This is a genomic window from Bradyrhizobium elkanii USDA 76 (assembly GCF_023278185.1).
Lineage (GTDB): Bacteria > Pseudomonadota > Alphaproteobacteria > Rhizobiales > Xanthobacteraceae > Bradyrhizobium > Bradyrhizobium elkanii.
In genome coordinates this window covers 6,288,096-6,301,861 of the sequence record NZ_CP066356.1, presented here as the reverse complement: position 1 = coordinate 6,301,861, position 13,766 = coordinate 6,288,096, and the positions used below count along the sequence as shown (strand labels likewise).

Annotated in this window: 8 protein-coding genes and 1 pseudogene; 5 read left to right on the top strand and 4 right to left on the bottom strand. The window is 65.6% G+C overall.

From position 1 onward, the window contains the following. The first annotated feature begins 133 nt into the window (after nucleotides 1-133). Nucleotides 134-1,306 carry a M20 aminoacylase family protein gene (locus JEY66_RS30410; RefSeq protein ID WP_018270617.1) on the top strand — a complete coding sequence of 391 codons (1,173 nt, stop codon included), beginning with the start codon at nucleotides 134-136 and terminating at the stop codon, nucleotides 1,304-1,306. Between the two features lie 90 nt (nucleotides 1,307-1,396). On the opposite strand, the gene JEY66_RS30405 is transcribed toward JEY66_RS30410, so the two are convergent. Together JEY66_RS30405 and JEY66_RS30400 are read right to left on the bottom strand one after the other, a co-directional pair. Then, nucleotides 1,397-2,251 (bottom strand): cytochrome P450, encoded by an 855-nt coding sequence (locus tag JEY66_RS30405; RefSeq protein ID WP_244620852.1) that lies wholly within the window; start codon nucleotides 2,249-2,251, stop codon nucleotides 1,397-1,399. Beyond that, the gene (locus JEY66_RS30400) at nucleotides 2,230-2,562 is read right to left on the bottom strand and encodes a cytochrome P450 family protein (protein WP_244620851.1); all 333 of its coding nucleotides are present in this window, start codon (nucleotides 2,560-2,562) and stop codon (nucleotides 2,230-2,232) included. Before JEY66_RS30400 ends, JEY66_RS30405 begins: the two co-directional genes overlap by 22 nt. A 139-nt stretch (nucleotides 2,563-2,701) precedes the next feature. Here JEY66_RS30400 and JEY66_RS30395 point away from each other — a divergent pair, with 139 nt between their 5' ends. Next, nucleotides 2,702-3,610 carry a LysR family transcriptional regulator gene (locus JEY66_RS30395; protein ID WP_018270618.1) on the top strand — a complete coding sequence of 303 codons (909 nt, stop codon included), beginning with the start codon at nucleotides 2,702-2,704 and terminating at the stop codon, nucleotides 3,608-3,610. 91 nt (nucleotides 3,611-3,701) lie between these two features. Here the strand turns inward: JEY66_RS30395 and JEY66_RS30390 are convergent, their stop codons facing one another. Both JEY66_RS30390 and JEY66_RS30385 read right to left on the bottom strand, forming a co-directional pair. Beyond that, entirely contained in the window at nucleotides 3,702-5,324 is a 1,623-nt protein-coding gene (locus JEY66_RS30390; protein ID WP_018270619.1) for an inorganic phosphate transporter, read from the bottom strand. 532 nt (nucleotides 5,325-5,856) lie between these two features. Then, nucleotides 5,857-7,305 (bottom strand): UdgX family uracil-DNA binding protein, encoded by a 1,449-nt coding sequence (locus tag JEY66_RS30385; protein ID WP_018270620.1) that lies wholly within the window; start codon nucleotides 7,303-7,305, stop codon nucleotides 5,857-5,859. A 256-nt stretch (nucleotides 7,306-7,561) separates the two neighbouring features. Here JEY66_RS30385 and JEY66_RS30380 point away from each other — a divergent pair, with 256 nt between their 5' ends. From JEY66_RS30380 to JEY66_RS30370, 3 genes and pseudogenes are all read left to right on the top strand, one after another. After that, nucleotides 7,562-8,356 (top strand): ImuA family protein, encoded by a 795-nt coding sequence (locus JEY66_RS30380; protein ID WP_018270621.1) that lies wholly within the window; start codon nucleotides 7,562-7,564, stop codon nucleotides 8,354-8,356. Between the two features lie 217 nt (nucleotides 8,357-8,573). Next, nucleotides 8,574-10,064: pseudogene (locus JEY66_RS30375) on the top strand (Y-family DNA polymerase); the annotation flags it as partial. Then, nucleotides 10,061-13,633, top strand: coding sequence for an error-prone DNA polymerase (locus JEY66_RS30370; protein ID WP_018270623.1), 3,573 nt, complete (start codon nucleotides 10,061-10,063; stop codon nucleotides 13,631-13,633). The pseudogene JEY66_RS30375 and the gene JEY66_RS30370, both read left to right, overlap by 4 nt. Nucleotides 13,634-13,766: the final 133 nt, after the last annotated feature.

Here is a 13,766-nt window from a genome sequence, read left to right as displayed (position 1 = left end):
AGTCCAGCAAGGGACGGCCTGCATCCCGTTTGCGAATGCAGGCCCCAGCCGCGAGCATGCCACATCTGTTTGGGTGGACCGGCTCTTGCATGCTAGAGATCACTTACGTCCAACCTCTGAGGCCAGAATTCTCATGCCCATCGTGAACCGCGTCGCCGATCTGCAACCCGATATCCAGGCCTGGCGCCGCGACATCCATGAAAACCCCGAGCTGCTCTACGATGTCCACCGCACTGCATCATTCGTCGCCGACCGGTTGCGCGAGTTCGGCTGCGACGAGGTCGCGACCGGGCTCGGCACGACCGGCGTGGTCGGGGTCATCAAGGGCAAGAAGGGGCCGGCCAAGGGCGACGTCAAGGTGATCGGGCTGCGCGCCGACATGGATGCGTTGCCAATTCACGAACAGACCAATTTGCCCTACGCCTCGAAGACGCCGGGCAAGATGCACGCCTGCGGCCATGACGGCCACACCGCGATGCTGTTGGGGGCGGCGCGCTATCTCGCCGAGACGCGCAATTTCGCGGGCGACGCGGTCGTGATCTTCCAGCCGGCCGAGGAGGGCGGGGCCGGTGCGGCCGCGATGATCAAGGACGGCCTGATGGATCGCTTCGGCATCGAGCAGGTCTACGGCATGCACAACGGTCCGGGGATTCCGATCGGCTCGTTCGCGATCCGCACCGGCCCGATCATGGCCGCGACCGATGCGATCGACATCAAGATCGAAGGGCTCGGCGGCCATGCCGCGCGGCCGCATAAATGCATCGATTCCGTGCTGGTCGGCGCGCAGCTCGTCACAGCCTTGCAGCAGATCGTCGCGCGCACCGTCGATCCGCTCGACTCCGCCGTGATCTCGATGTGCGAATTCCACGCCGGCAACGCCCGCAACGTGATCCCGCAGACCGCGGAGCTGCGCGGCACCGTGCGCACGCTGACCCGCGAAGTGCGCGACCTCATCGAGAAGCGCGTACGCGAGGTGGTCGACGGCGTTGCGAAGATGACCGGCGCGAAGATCGATCTGACCTATGAGCGCGGCTACCCCGTCACCGTCAACCATGAGGCGCAGACCGAATTCGCGAGCCGCATCGCGCGCGAGGTCGCGGGCGCAGCCAACGTGCACGAGATGCCGCCGCTGATGGGTGCCGAGGATTTCTCCTACATGCTGGAGGCGCGGCCGGGTGCCTTCATCTTCTGCGGCAACGGCGACAGCGCCGGCCTGCATCACCCTGCCTACAATTTCAACGACGAGGCGATCGTCTACGGCACGTCGTATTTCGTGAAGATCGTCGAGAACGCGCTGGTGGCGTGAGGGCTCTGTCGGGTCGTCATCGTTCGACGAATGCGTCATGCCCGGGAGAAGCCCGGGCACGACCACGTTAAAATGCTGCGATCCGGGTCCTTAAACGTCCCATCGCACCGGCAGCGTCACCGGACCGCGGAACACCCAGCCGCGCACGACCGGCGGCGCCTCCGCGCGGAGGCGCAGATTGCGCAAGCGCGCGAACAGCATCGGCGCCACGATCTTGCCGACGGTGAGCCGTGACACCCAGGTGCCGGCGCAGAAATGCGGTCCGGCGCCGAATGCCAGATGCGATTGCTTGGGCCGCGTCACGTCGAAGCGGTCGGGCTCGGCGAAGCGGCTGCCGTCGCGGTTCGCGGCGCCGACGCAGAGGCCGATCTGAAGGTCTTGCGGCAGCGTGATGCCGGAAAGATCGACATCGCGGGTGACGCGGCGCGGATACATGCCGATCGGCGAGATCCAGCGCACCGCTTCCTCGAGCGCGGCCGGCCACAGCTCGGGCTTCGCCAGCACGCCGTCCTTCTGCGCCGGGTTTTCCAGCAGGCCGAGCACAAGCGTCAGGATCGCATCGCGCGGCTCGTTGAGGCCGCCGCCGATGATCACCTTGATGTTGGCGCGGATGCCCTCGATCGGCATCGGCGGATCGGCATTGACCATCGAGGACAGGATCGAGGGATTGAGGTGGCTGCGGTGATCGTCGAGCACCGCGTCGATCGCGGCATCGACATCGGCGCTCGCCTGCATCGCCTTGCGCTCGACCTCGGCATCGGCGGCGTAATTGCCCGCGCCGTCGATCAGCGCCTGCGACCAGTCGGCGAGGGTCTGCCACGGCATCCTGCGAAACCCGATCATCGCCATCAGGCTGAGCGAGGCCATCGGCGCGGCAAGGGCGGAGAACAGATCGGCCTCATCGCTTGCCGAGAGGTCGTCGATCAGCCTTTCTGCGGCGCCCAATGCTCCTTGATCGTCGCCGGGCGGAACGAGGGCTCGATCGCCTTGCGGCCGATCGCGTGCTCGGCGCCGTCCTTGCGCATGAAGGTCGGCCCCATCACCTTGTTGACCAGCGAAGCCGGATTGTCGGCCGAGTAGGTCGCGGGATCGCGCTCGATCCGCATGATGTCGTCGAAGCGAGTCACCAGCGTCAGCTTCGCGGGCGCGACAAAGACCGCCGGCGCGATCTCGCGCAGGCGGCGGAAGATCGGATACGGGTCGTCGAGCAGATCCTGATACGCGATATCGGTGACGACAGGCACGGCGCTGGTCATTGGTCCTCCCGGGAGCGCTTTTTCGCCAAGGCTAGCTCCGGGTGCACGATCGCTCAATTCGATGGGATTGATCCAATCCATCGAAATATTCCATGACCCTGTGCTAGGCTGGGCCGCCAGCAATGCAGGGAGGTGCAGCATGGCGGCCAATTCCTCGATCGATCCGGTCGACATCGGGACTCTGCGGACCCTCGTGCTGGTCTATGACCTGCAGTCATTCTCCGCCGCCGCCAAGCGGCTCGACGTCAACCAGTCCACCATCAGCTATGCGATCGAGCGGCTGCGCGGCGCGCTGCATGACCCGCTGTTCGTCCGCGGCGGCAACGGCGTGACGGCGACCGAGCGCTGCGCGGCGCTGGTTGCCTGGGCGCGGGACATGATCGTCGAGATCGACGGGCTTGCCTCACGGGTGGAATTCGATCCGGCGACGGCGCAGGGCAGCGTGACGATCTCCTGCAACTATCACGAACGCCAGACCCTGATCCCGCAGTTCAGCACGCGGCTGCGTGCCGGCGCACCAAAGGTCCGTCTCGTCCTGCTCGATGCCGCGGGCCACGGCGACGTCCATCTCAAGCAGAACCAGTGCGACATCGTGCTCGGTCCGGTCGGGATCGCCGGCGAGAGCTTCTTTCGGCGCCACATCCTCACCGATCACTATGTCTGCGTGATGGATCCGGCCAATCCGCTGGCGCGTGGCCGGATCGCGCTGTCGGCCTATGCCAGGGCCGAGCATGTCTTCATCACCCATAGCGGCGAGTGGCAGCCGCTTTATCTCGAGGCACTGAAGGCGAGGGAAATCGAGATAGAGCCGGTGGTCAGCCTTCCGAACCACGACAGTCTGGAGCGCATCATCACAGGCACCAGGCTCGTCGCGACTATCCCCTATCATCTGGCGCGGGCGATGCGCGGCGGCCTCCATGTCGCCGCGCTGCCGTTTCGCGTGCCGATCTCGATCGACATGTACTGGAGCGCCAGGACGGCCAAATCCGGCTTGCACAAATGGGCGCGCGGCCTGCTGGCCGAGGTTGCGAGAGCTTGCGCCGCCTGAGCGAGGAGCCGGGCTGCAGGTCCAAAACAAAAGGCCCGCACCGGAGTGCGGGCCTTTGTCCGGCGCGTTGCCGCGCCGAAAGCGTGAAGCGTCAGAACAGGTGGTAGAAGACGTAGTAGAGAACGCCCGAGATGATCATCGCGGCCGGCAGCGTCAGCACCCAGGCCATCGCGATGTTGCGGATCGTGGCCCATTGCAGGCCGGAGCCGTTGGCGGCCATGGTGCCCGCGATGCCTGACGACAGCACGTGCGTGGTCGAGACCGGCAGGCCGTAGCCGTCCGCCGCCGCGATCGTCGCGGCCGCCGTGATCTCGGCGCAGGCGCCCTGCGCGTAGGTCAGGTGGGTCTTGCCGATCTTCTCGCCGACGGTGACGACGATACGCTTCCAGCCGACCATGGTGCCGAGTCCGAGCGCGATGGCGACGGCGAACTTCACCCAGCTCGGGATGAACTTCGTCGCGGCATCGAGCGAGCCCTTGTACTGGTTCAGCGTGGCGATGTCGGCAGCGGTCAGCTCGGCTTCCTTGTCCTTCATCAGGAAACGGATCGCCTCGGATGCCAGGTACATGTCGTTACGGGTGTTGCCGACCGCGTCAGCCGGGAACTTGGCCAGCGATCCATACTGGGCAACCTGCTGGCCGATGTCGCGCACCAGCACCGCAAGCGACGGAAAGGTGCCTTCGTTGATCTGGTGCTGCGCGACATAGTTGGTCACAGCCGGGCGCGGGTTGCCGATCACGTTGTAACCGGCGGCCTTGCCTTCGATGACCTTGCTGGCCGCGGTCGAGTGCGCCGTGAACTGCTCGATCTGGCTCGAGGGCATTGCGCGGTTCAGCGCATAGGCGGTCGGCACGGTGCCGATCAGGATCAGCATGATCAGGCCCATGCCCTTCTGACCGTCGTTGGAGCCGTGGAAGAAGCTGACCAGCGTGCAGGTCAGGATCAGGATGCCGCGGATCCACCACGGCGGCGGCTGGTCGCCGACCGGTTCGCCGAACAGCGCCGGGGTCGCGCGCTGCAGCGCGATCTTGAGGAGGTAGAGCAGGCCGGCGGCGAGCGCGAAGCCGAACAGCGGCGACAGCAGCAGCGCCTTCGCGATGTTGGTCGCCTGCGACCAGTCGACGCCCGAGGTGCCGTCACGGCCGCGGAGCAGCGCGTTGGTGATGCCGACACCCATGATCGAACCGATCAGGGTGTGCGAGCTCGAAGCCGGCAGGCCGAGCCACCAGGTGCCGAGATTCCAGATGATGGCGGCGATCAAGAGCGCGAACACCATGGCAAAGCCGGCACTGCTGCCGACCTGCAGGATCAGCTCGACCGGAAGCAGCGAGACGATGCCGAACGCGACGGCGCCGCTGGAGAGCAGCACGCCGATCAGGTTGAACATGCCCGACCACACCACGGCGACATGGGCCGGCAGCGAGCGGGTGTAGATCACGGTGGCGACCGCGTTTGCGGTGTCATGGAAGCCGTTGACGAATTCGAAGCCGAGCGCGATCAGCAGTGCGACGAACAGCAGGATATACGGCAGGAACGAAGTGATGCGCGTGCCGGTGGCGTCGACATCGGCATAGATGCTGTAGGCAACGAACAGCAGCGCGGCCGCAACCACGCCCAAATAGATAACCCCGGTGAGAGGATGAAAGCCCTTGTCGAGGTCCGGACCCTTCTTTAGGGCGGGCTCGATCGAGCCGGGTAACGCCATATCGCTCATGGTAAACTCCTGTCCCAATGCGCCCGATTTTGATCGATGCATATGACAAGCAATTGAAATCCGGCCCCGCGGGATGAGCCGGTTGGCGGTGACGGTGGACATCGAGCCGAATTTTTGTGCAACGCATTGAACGCGCACGTGGCTTCGCGGCCTCGTGGCAATCTCCAGCAACTACGGATCGCCGATCACGACGGGAGGCTGCAGCCTGCGTTTCGCAGGACGAGACAATGTGCGGATAACCACACCGGCATCCGGCGGGGCCGGCAGCCGGAGAATTCGGCGCGCGCGTGCGAGTGGGAGGATCGCGAATGAGGGGGAGGATTGCGAGATGAGGTGGCGCGCCGCACGGTCGGGGCTAGCAAACCGCGCAGCGCGCCCGCCTCAGGGTACGTCATGGCGTGAACATGACGCCCGATACCTGCGGAACATGCTACGCTACCACGGATCAATTAAAGGTTGTAGGTATTTGTCTGCGTTTAGAACAATTTCTCGTTGCGATGTAGTTCCTCCGGTTCCGCTGGTTTTGCGGAACTCAAGCCGCATCGGCTGATCTGCGCAATTGATGTGCGGCGATTTTCAGGTCGTCGACAAAGCGCTGATATTCCAGCGCCTTGGCTTTTTCATCCGGCAGCCGCAACAGATAGGATGGGTGCACGGTGACGAGCACCTTGGTTCCGTCGTGGTCGATCAGATGGCCGCGGTTCTTGTTGATCGGCGTGACCTTGCCGAGCACGCTCTGCGCCGCGGTGGCGCCGAGCGCCATCACGAGATCCGGCTTGATGGTGGCGAGCTCGCGCTCATACCACTGGCGGCAGGCGCGGATCTCCGGTGTGCTCGGCTTCTGGTGCAGCCGGATCTTGCCGCGCGGCACGAATTTGAAATGCTTCACCGCGTTGGTGACATAGACCTTGCGGCGATCGATGCCGGCTTCCTGCAGCGCGCGATCGAGCATCTGGCCGGCCGGTCCGACGAAGGGGTGGCCTGCGAGATCTTCCTTGTCGCCGGGCTGCTCGCCGACCAGCATCAGCGTTGCGCTCTGCGGTCCCTCGCCGAACACGGTCTGGGTTGCGTCTTTCCACAGCGGGCAGGCGCGGCAATCGGCGGCCTCGTCGCGCAAGGCCGCGATCGTGTCGTGAGCTTGCCTGTCTTGAACTTGCTTGCCTTGAGCTTGCTTGCGGGGCATCGGCGTATCCTGCCGCTTCTGCGGCTCGGCCGCCTTGCGTGCGATGAAGGGGCCGCTGGTCATGCGCATTGCGTCTTCGATCAGAGGCTTAATGATCGAGTCCTCGGGCAGGTTCCTCCAATAGGCTTGCGGCATCTCCATCACTTTCAGCCGTGCGGGATTGAAGCGGCCGTTGTCGTGACGTCGCCAGACCTCTTCGAGCCGGTCCTCGGTCGGCACTTCGGATTTGGCGACGCCCGGCGTGATCGAGATCGCGTGCCCGTCCCAATGTGCGCAGACGTCGGGGGTCAGGATCGACCACGGCATGTCGGCGAAGCGGCCGGCGAAGAACGGCGCGGCGAGCTCGACGATGCGATGCTCCGGCTCGAACCAGGCGACGTAATGCGCCGTCCGCTCGCGGCCGATCTCGCGGAAGCGCAGATGCGCGTGCATCCTGTCGATATCGACATAGACCGCGCGCGCCATCGCGTGGACCTCGGCGACATCGGGATCATCGGTCGCACCGAGCAGATCGTGATGGCTGCGCAGCCGCCACAGCAGGCGATAGAGCAGGGCAAAGCGTTCGTCACTGCGATGCAGGATCGCGGCCTTGGCGAGCTCGACGAATTTGGCCGACACATTGAACCGCGCCTGCGGCGTATCCGGCAATTCATTCACGCAGGATGCCGACGATAATTCGTCGTCGCTGCGTACGGTCCACATGATCTCCGCGGGCTTTACATCGTTCAGCGCCAATCGCCGCGCGGCCTTGCGCCAGCCCTCGAAATCGGTGTCGTTGTCGAGCACGATGATGCGCATGCGATTGCTCCGTTTCCGTCACGCCGCCAATTTCGGGGCCTGCGTGCCTGACACAGCGGAAGACCAGGGCCCGTCCGGTTCGGCGGCTGCTGAATCCCATTGATTCCACTCATGAATCGATGAGCTCACCAATCCGATTGACTCCGCGGGCCCTGTTAGCTTTATATTAGAACATATCATGAACAAATGAGCCAGTCCCTGGTTCTCTGTTCAGACCAGTGGCGGCCTCAAATTTTGGTTGGAAGGAGCGGCGCATATGAACGGCGCACGCATGGGTACGCTTGCGTCTCTGCGCGGCAGCATCGCGCGCATCGAGGCGCCATCGGATGCGGCGATGCCGAACCGCATCGCGCTCGGCCATGCCGGCGCCGATGCGATGTTGCGCGGCGGGCTTGCGCCGGCAGCATTGCACGAGGTGTTCGCGGCCGGCCATCAAGGAGGCGCGGCGACCGGCTTCATTGCAGGGCTCGCCGGACGGCTGTCGGCACGCAAGCCGCTGGTTTGGGTGCGGCAGGATTTTTCCGATCGCGAAAACGGCGCGCTGTCGATGCGCGGGCTTGCCGAGCTCGGCCTCGATCCGCGCCTCTTGGTCACGGTGCGCGCCGCCGATGTCGACAGCGGTTTGCGTACCGCGGCCGACGCGCTCGCCTGCGATGCGCTCGGTGCGGTCGTGCTCGAGGTCTGGGGGCAGGCGCGCCAGCTCGATCTCGTCGCCAGCCGCAAACTGACCCTGGCCGCGCAGGCCTCCGGCGTCACCGCGCTGGTGCTGAGGATCGCGGCAACTCCGATCCCCTCGACCGCGGAGACGCGCTGGATCGTGCGCGCGGCGCATTCGCCGCCGGGCAATGCCGCGAGCGTGTGGGGCACGCCGCGCTTCGAGGCCGAACTCGTGCGCAATCGTCATGGCCCGGTCGGGCGATGGATCATGGAATGGAAATGTGATGAGTGCCAATTCAGTGAACCGTCGGCGTATCCTCAGCCTGTGGCTGCCACGCCTGCCCATCGACCGCATCAAGCGCAAGCTCGCGCAGGACATCGCCTCGCAAGCTGAGCTTGTTGCAAGCGAGCCAGATGACCCCTCATGTGAGGTGAGCACATTGGCAGGGCTCTCTCCCCCCTTGCGGGGGAGAGTTGGAGAGAGGGGTACCACAGACGCCGGCGTATGCGGCTTACCCCTCTCCCTAGCCTCGAGAGCGAGCTCCGCTCGCCTCGGACCCCGCAAGGGGGGAGGGAACCCATCCGCTAAAGCGTCCCTTACAAATGAGTTAGGCAACTGCCTCCCCAGCGTCGTCGTTGCAAAAGACCACAACGCGATCCTGCTGCACGCGATCGACGAGGCGGCGGTGCGGGCCGGGCTGTCGATCGGGCTGCCGCTCGCCAATGCGCGGGCGATCTGTCCGGAGCTCACGGTCTATGACGCCGATCCCGCCGCCGATCTGAAGACGCTGAACGACATCGCCGACTGGTGCGACCGCTTCACGCCGCTGGTGGCGCTCGATCTGCCCTACGGTCTGTTTCTCGACATCACCGGCTGCGCGCATCTGTTCGGCGGCGAGCGCGCGCTGCTGCAGACCGTGACGGGGGCGCTGAGCCGACGCGGCTTTGCCGTCAGCGCGGCGATTGCCGGCACCTCGATCGCGGCGCGTACGCTGACGCGCACCGCCTCGGGCAGGATTGCCGCCGATGGCGAGGAGGCGGCGGCGGTCGGCCCGCTGCCGGTGTCGGCGCTCGGTGCCGATGCCGCTGTCACCACCGGCCTGCGCCGCGCCGGCTTGAAGACCATCGCCGATGTCGCCTCGCGCGCGCCGCATGAAATCTCGGCGCGGTTCGGTGCGGCCTTCACCACCTTGCTCGGCCACGCGCTCGGGCAGGGCGATGCCCCGATCAGCCCGCGCAAGCCGCTGCCCGATTACATCGTCGAGAAGCGTTTCCCCGAGCCGGTCGCGACCGACACCGTGATCGCGCTGACGCTCTCGAGCCTCGCCAAGATGCTGGTTGCGGCGATGGACAAGCAGGGCAAGGGCGCGCGGCAGCTGGAAGCGAGCTTCTTCCGCACCGACGGCGCGGTGCGCGCGATCATGGTCGAGACCGGGCGTCCGGTGACGCGGCCCGAGATGATCGACCGCCTGTTCCGCGAGCGGCTCGATGCGCTGAATGATCCGCTCGATCCCGGCTTCGGCTTCGATCTCATCCGCCTTGCCGCAGGGCGTACCGAGATCGTGGTGCAGCAGCAGCGCGATCTCGACGCCACCATACACGACAATGACGAGCTCTCGGCGCTGATCGACCGCATCGCCGCGCGCATCGGCGGCAAACGCGTCGTCGTGCATCTGCCGCTGGAGAGCCACATCCCCGAACGATCGGCGCTGGCGCTGCCGGCGCAGCATCATCTGGCCGCGGCGGGCGCCGCCGCCTGGCCGGAGCGCGTTGCGGGCGAACCGCCGCTGCGTCCGCTCAGGCTGTTCGAGCGGCCCGAACCGATCAAGGTGCCGTTCGCGACCGTGCCCGACGGTCCGCCGCATCAATTCACCTGGCGGCGCGCGCAGCACGACGTGGTGCGGGTCGAGGGTCCCGAGCGCATCGCGATGGAATGGTGGAAGCAGGACGGCGCGTCGCTGACGCGCGATTATTTCCGCGTCGAGGACGCCGAGGGCCAGCGCTTCTGGATCTTTCGCGACGGCCTCTACGAGAGCGAGCTGCGCGACGAGGAAGGCAGGCCGGTTCCGGCCAACTGGTATGTGCACGGGCTGTTCGCATGAGCGCACCTCCACCCGACTATGCCGAGATCGGCATCACCAGCAATTTCTCCTTCCTGCGCGGCGGTTCCGATCCACGCGCCTATGTGCATCAGGCGAGCGAACTCGGGATTCCCGTGATCGGGCTCGCCGATCACAACACGCTGGCCGGCGTGGTGCGCGCCTGGAAGGAGCTCGACAGCGAGAAGGTCGCCCATCCGCCAAAGCTTTTGATCGGCGCCCGCATCGTCTTCATCGACTCTACGCCCGACATCCTGGTCTATCCGCGCGATCGCGCCGCCTATGGCCGGCTGTGCCAGCTCTTGACCCGCGGCAAGCGCGGCGACGACATCGAGCGCATCGAGAAGGGCGACTGCCGGCTTACCCTGTCCGATCTCATCGACTTCGCCGAAGGCCAGCTTTTGGTGCTGGCGCTGTCGCACCGCTTCGAGGCGCCTGTTGCGCTCGATATCCTTGCGCAACTGAAGGCAAGCGCCGCCGACGGCGTCTGGCTTGCCGCAAGCCTGCTCTATCGCGGCGACGACAAGCGCCGTCTCGCGCGGCTGCATGGCCTCGCCACTGACGCCGGTGTGCCGCTGCTCGCCACCAATGAGGTGCTCTATCACCATCCGGCGCGGCGCCCGCTGCAGGACGTGCTGACCTGCATCCGCGAAAAGACCACGATCGAGGCGGTCGGCCGCAGGCTCGAGGCCAATGCCGAGCGGCATCTCAAGCCGGCGCATGAAATGATCAGGCTGTTCCGCGATCTGCCTGACGCGATCGCGGAAACCATGCGCTTTGCTGCGCGCATCTCTTTCTCGCTCGACCAGCTCAAATATCAGTATCCCGACGAGCCGGTGCCGCCGGGCAAGACCGCGCAGCAGCATCTGGAAGATTTGACCTGGGCCGGTGTCGACAAATATTTCGGCGGCGAGATCGACGAAAAGCTTCGCACCACCCTGAACAAGGAGCTCGCGCTGATCGCCGAGCTGAAATACGCGCATTACTTCCTCACCGTGCATGACATCGTGCACTATGCGCGCAGCCAGAACATCCTGTGCCAGGGGCGCGGCTCGGCGGCGAATTCCGCGGTCTGCTTCGTGCTCGGCGTCACCTCGGTCGATCCGACCAAGGTCGATCTGTTGTTCGAGCGCTTCATCTCCAAGGAGCGGCTGGAGCCGCCCGACATCGACGTCGATTTCGAGCATTCGCGGCGCGAGGAGGTGATGCAATATGTCTACCGCCGCTACGGCCGCCACCGTGCCGCGATCATCGCCACCGTGATCCATTATCGCCCGCGCAGCGCGATCCGTGACGTCGGCAAGGCGCTCGGGCTGACCGAGGACGTCACCGCGGCGCTCGCCGACACCGTGTGGGGCAGCTGGGGCAAGGGCCTCAACGACATGCAGGTGCGCCAGGCCGGGCTGGATCCTAAAAATGCGATGATCAACCTCGCGGTCGAGCTTGCCACCGAGCTGATCGAGTTTCCGCGCCATCTCTCGCAGCATGTCGGCGGCTATGTGCTGACCCAGGACCGGCTCGACACCTATGTGCCGATCGGCAACGCCGCGATGGACGACCGCACCTTCATCGAATGGGACAAGGACGACGTCGACGCGCTTCACATGATGAAGGTCGACGTGCTGGCGCTGGGCATGCTGACCTGCATCCGCAAATGTTTCGACCTGATCGCCGACCACAAGGGCGAGCGCCGGGAGCTCGCCACCGTCCCGCAGGACGAAAAAGAGGTCTACGACATGTTGTGCCGCGGCGAGTCGCTCGGCGTGTTCCAGGTCGAGAGCCGCGCCCAGATGAACATGCTGCCGCGGCTGAGGCCGCAGACCTTCTACGATCTCGTTATCGAGGTCGCGATCGTGCGCCCCGGGCCGATCCAGGGCGACATGGTGCATCCTTATCTCAGGCGGCGTAACAAGCAGGAGCAGGTGACTTATCCATCGCCGGCGCCCGACCAGGGCGACAAGGACGAGCTCTACAACGTGCTGCACAAGACGCTCGGCGTGCCGCTGTTTCAGGAGCAGGCGATGCGGATCGCGATCGAGGCGGCCCATTTCACGTCGGAGGAAGCCAATGGCCTGCGCCGCTCGATGGCGACCTTCCGCAATCTCGGCACCATCGGCAGCTATGAGGAGAAGCTGGTCGGCAACATGGTGGCGCGCGGCTATTCGCCGGACTTCGCCCGCAGCTGCTTCGACCAGATCAAGGGCTTTGGCAGTTACGGCTTCCCGGAAAGCCATGCCGCGAGCTTTGCCCAACTCGTTTACATCTCCTCATGGTTGAAACACCATCATCCCGATGCGTTCTGCTGCGGCCTGCTCAACTCGCAGCCGATGGGCTTCTATGCCCCGGCGCAGATCGTCGGCGACGCCCGCAAGAACGGCGTCACGGTGCGCGAGGTCGATGTCTCCCATAGCTTTGCGCAGAACACGCTGGAGGAGAAGGTCGGCGATCATTGCGCGGTGCGGCTCGGCTTTCGCCAGATCGACGGATTTCACTGGCTGGATGAGGACGAGGAGCGGTTGAAGCAGTTACAGTTGTCATTCCGGGATGTGCGAAGCGCAGATGTACATGAGTCAGGGAGGCACGAACGGATGGGCTCTCTCTCCCCTTGCGGGGGAGAGTTGGAGAGAGGGGTAAGCCACGACCACCGCCCGTGCGGCTTACCCCTCTCCCTAACCTCGAGAGCGAGCTTCGCTCGCCTCGGACCCCGCAAGGGGGGAGGGAACCCTCCCACCTCCCGAGCGGCCTTGGACGGAGAACTCGACTGGGCCGACCGCATCGTTGCCGCGCGCAACCGCCGGCCGTTCACCTCGCTGGAAGATTTCGCGCGCGACACCGGCCTGCCCAAGCGCGCGCTGATCCTGCTCGCCGACGCCGATGCGTTCCGCTCGCTCGGGCTCGACCGCCGCGAGGCGCTGTGGGCGGTGCGGCGGCTGCCCGACGACGTGCCGCTGCCGCTGTTCGAGGCCGCCACCGCGCGCGAGCAGCCGGATGAGGGCGCCAAGCCGCTGCCGGAGATGCCGCGTCCGGAGCAGGTGGTCGCCGACTATCAGACCATCCGCCTGTCGCTGAAGGGCCATCCGATGGAATTCTTGCGCGAGATGTTCACCAGAGAGCGCGTCGTCGCCTGTCACACCATCAACCTGAGCAACGACCGCCGCCGCGTCCGCTGTGCCGGCGTCGTGCTGGTGCGGCAGCGGCCGGGCAGCGCCAAGGGCGTCGTGTTCATGACGCTGGAGGACGAGACCGGCATCGCCAACATCGTGGTATGGCCGAAGGTGATGGAGCAGTACCGCAAGGAGGTGATGGGCGCGCGCCTGATCCTGGTCGAGGGCTATATCCAGAGCAGCCCGGAGGGCGTGACGCATCTGGTGGCGCAGCGCATGACCGATCGCTCCCACGATCTGATCGGCCTCGCCAATGAATCCTTGAGCCGCAAGCATCCGGTGCCGGCGGGCCCCGCGCTGATCGAGCCGCTCAACGACGACAGGCGCGATCACGGCGACAACTCGCCGCAAAAGATCCGCCACCCGCGCAACGTCCGCATCCTGCCGCCGTCCCGCGATTTCCATTGAACCGCGTGCGACGGCTCTCTCACCGTTACCCTGAGGAGGCCGCGGAGCGGCCGTCTCGAAGGGCGACGGCCCGGCTTTCTCCGCGCGACTGCCAGCGGGGCCGTGCATCATTCGAGGCGCGCAAATAAGAGTA

Coding starts and splice junctions, on each gene's coding strand:
- JEY66_RS30410 (WP_018270617.1), top strand. CDS start 134: ATGCCCATCGTGAACCGCGTCGCCGATCTGCAACCCGATATCCAGGCC.
- JEY66_RS30370 (WP_018270623.1), top strand. CDS start 10,061: ATGAGCGCACCTCCACCCGACTATGCCGAGATCGGCATCACCAGCAAT.
- JEY66_RS30395 (WP_018270618.1), top strand. CDS start 2,702: ATGGCGGCCAATTCCTCGATCGATCCGGTCGACATCGGGACTCTGCGG.
- JEY66_RS30400 (WP_244620851.1), bottom strand. CDS start 2,562: ATGACCAGCGCCGTGCCTGTCGTCACCGATATCGCGTATCAGGATCTG.
- JEY66_RS30385 (WP_018270620.1), bottom strand. CDS start 7,305: ATGCGCATCATCGTGCTCGACAACGACACCGATTTCGAGGGCTGGCGC.
- JEY66_RS30380 (WP_018270621.1), top strand. CDS start 7,562: ATGAACGGCGCACGCATGGGTACGCTTGCGTCTCTGCGCGGCAGCATC.
- JEY66_RS30390 (WP_018270619.1), bottom strand. CDS start 5,324: ATGAGCGATATGGCGTTACCCGGCTCGATCGAGCCCGCCCTAAAGAAG.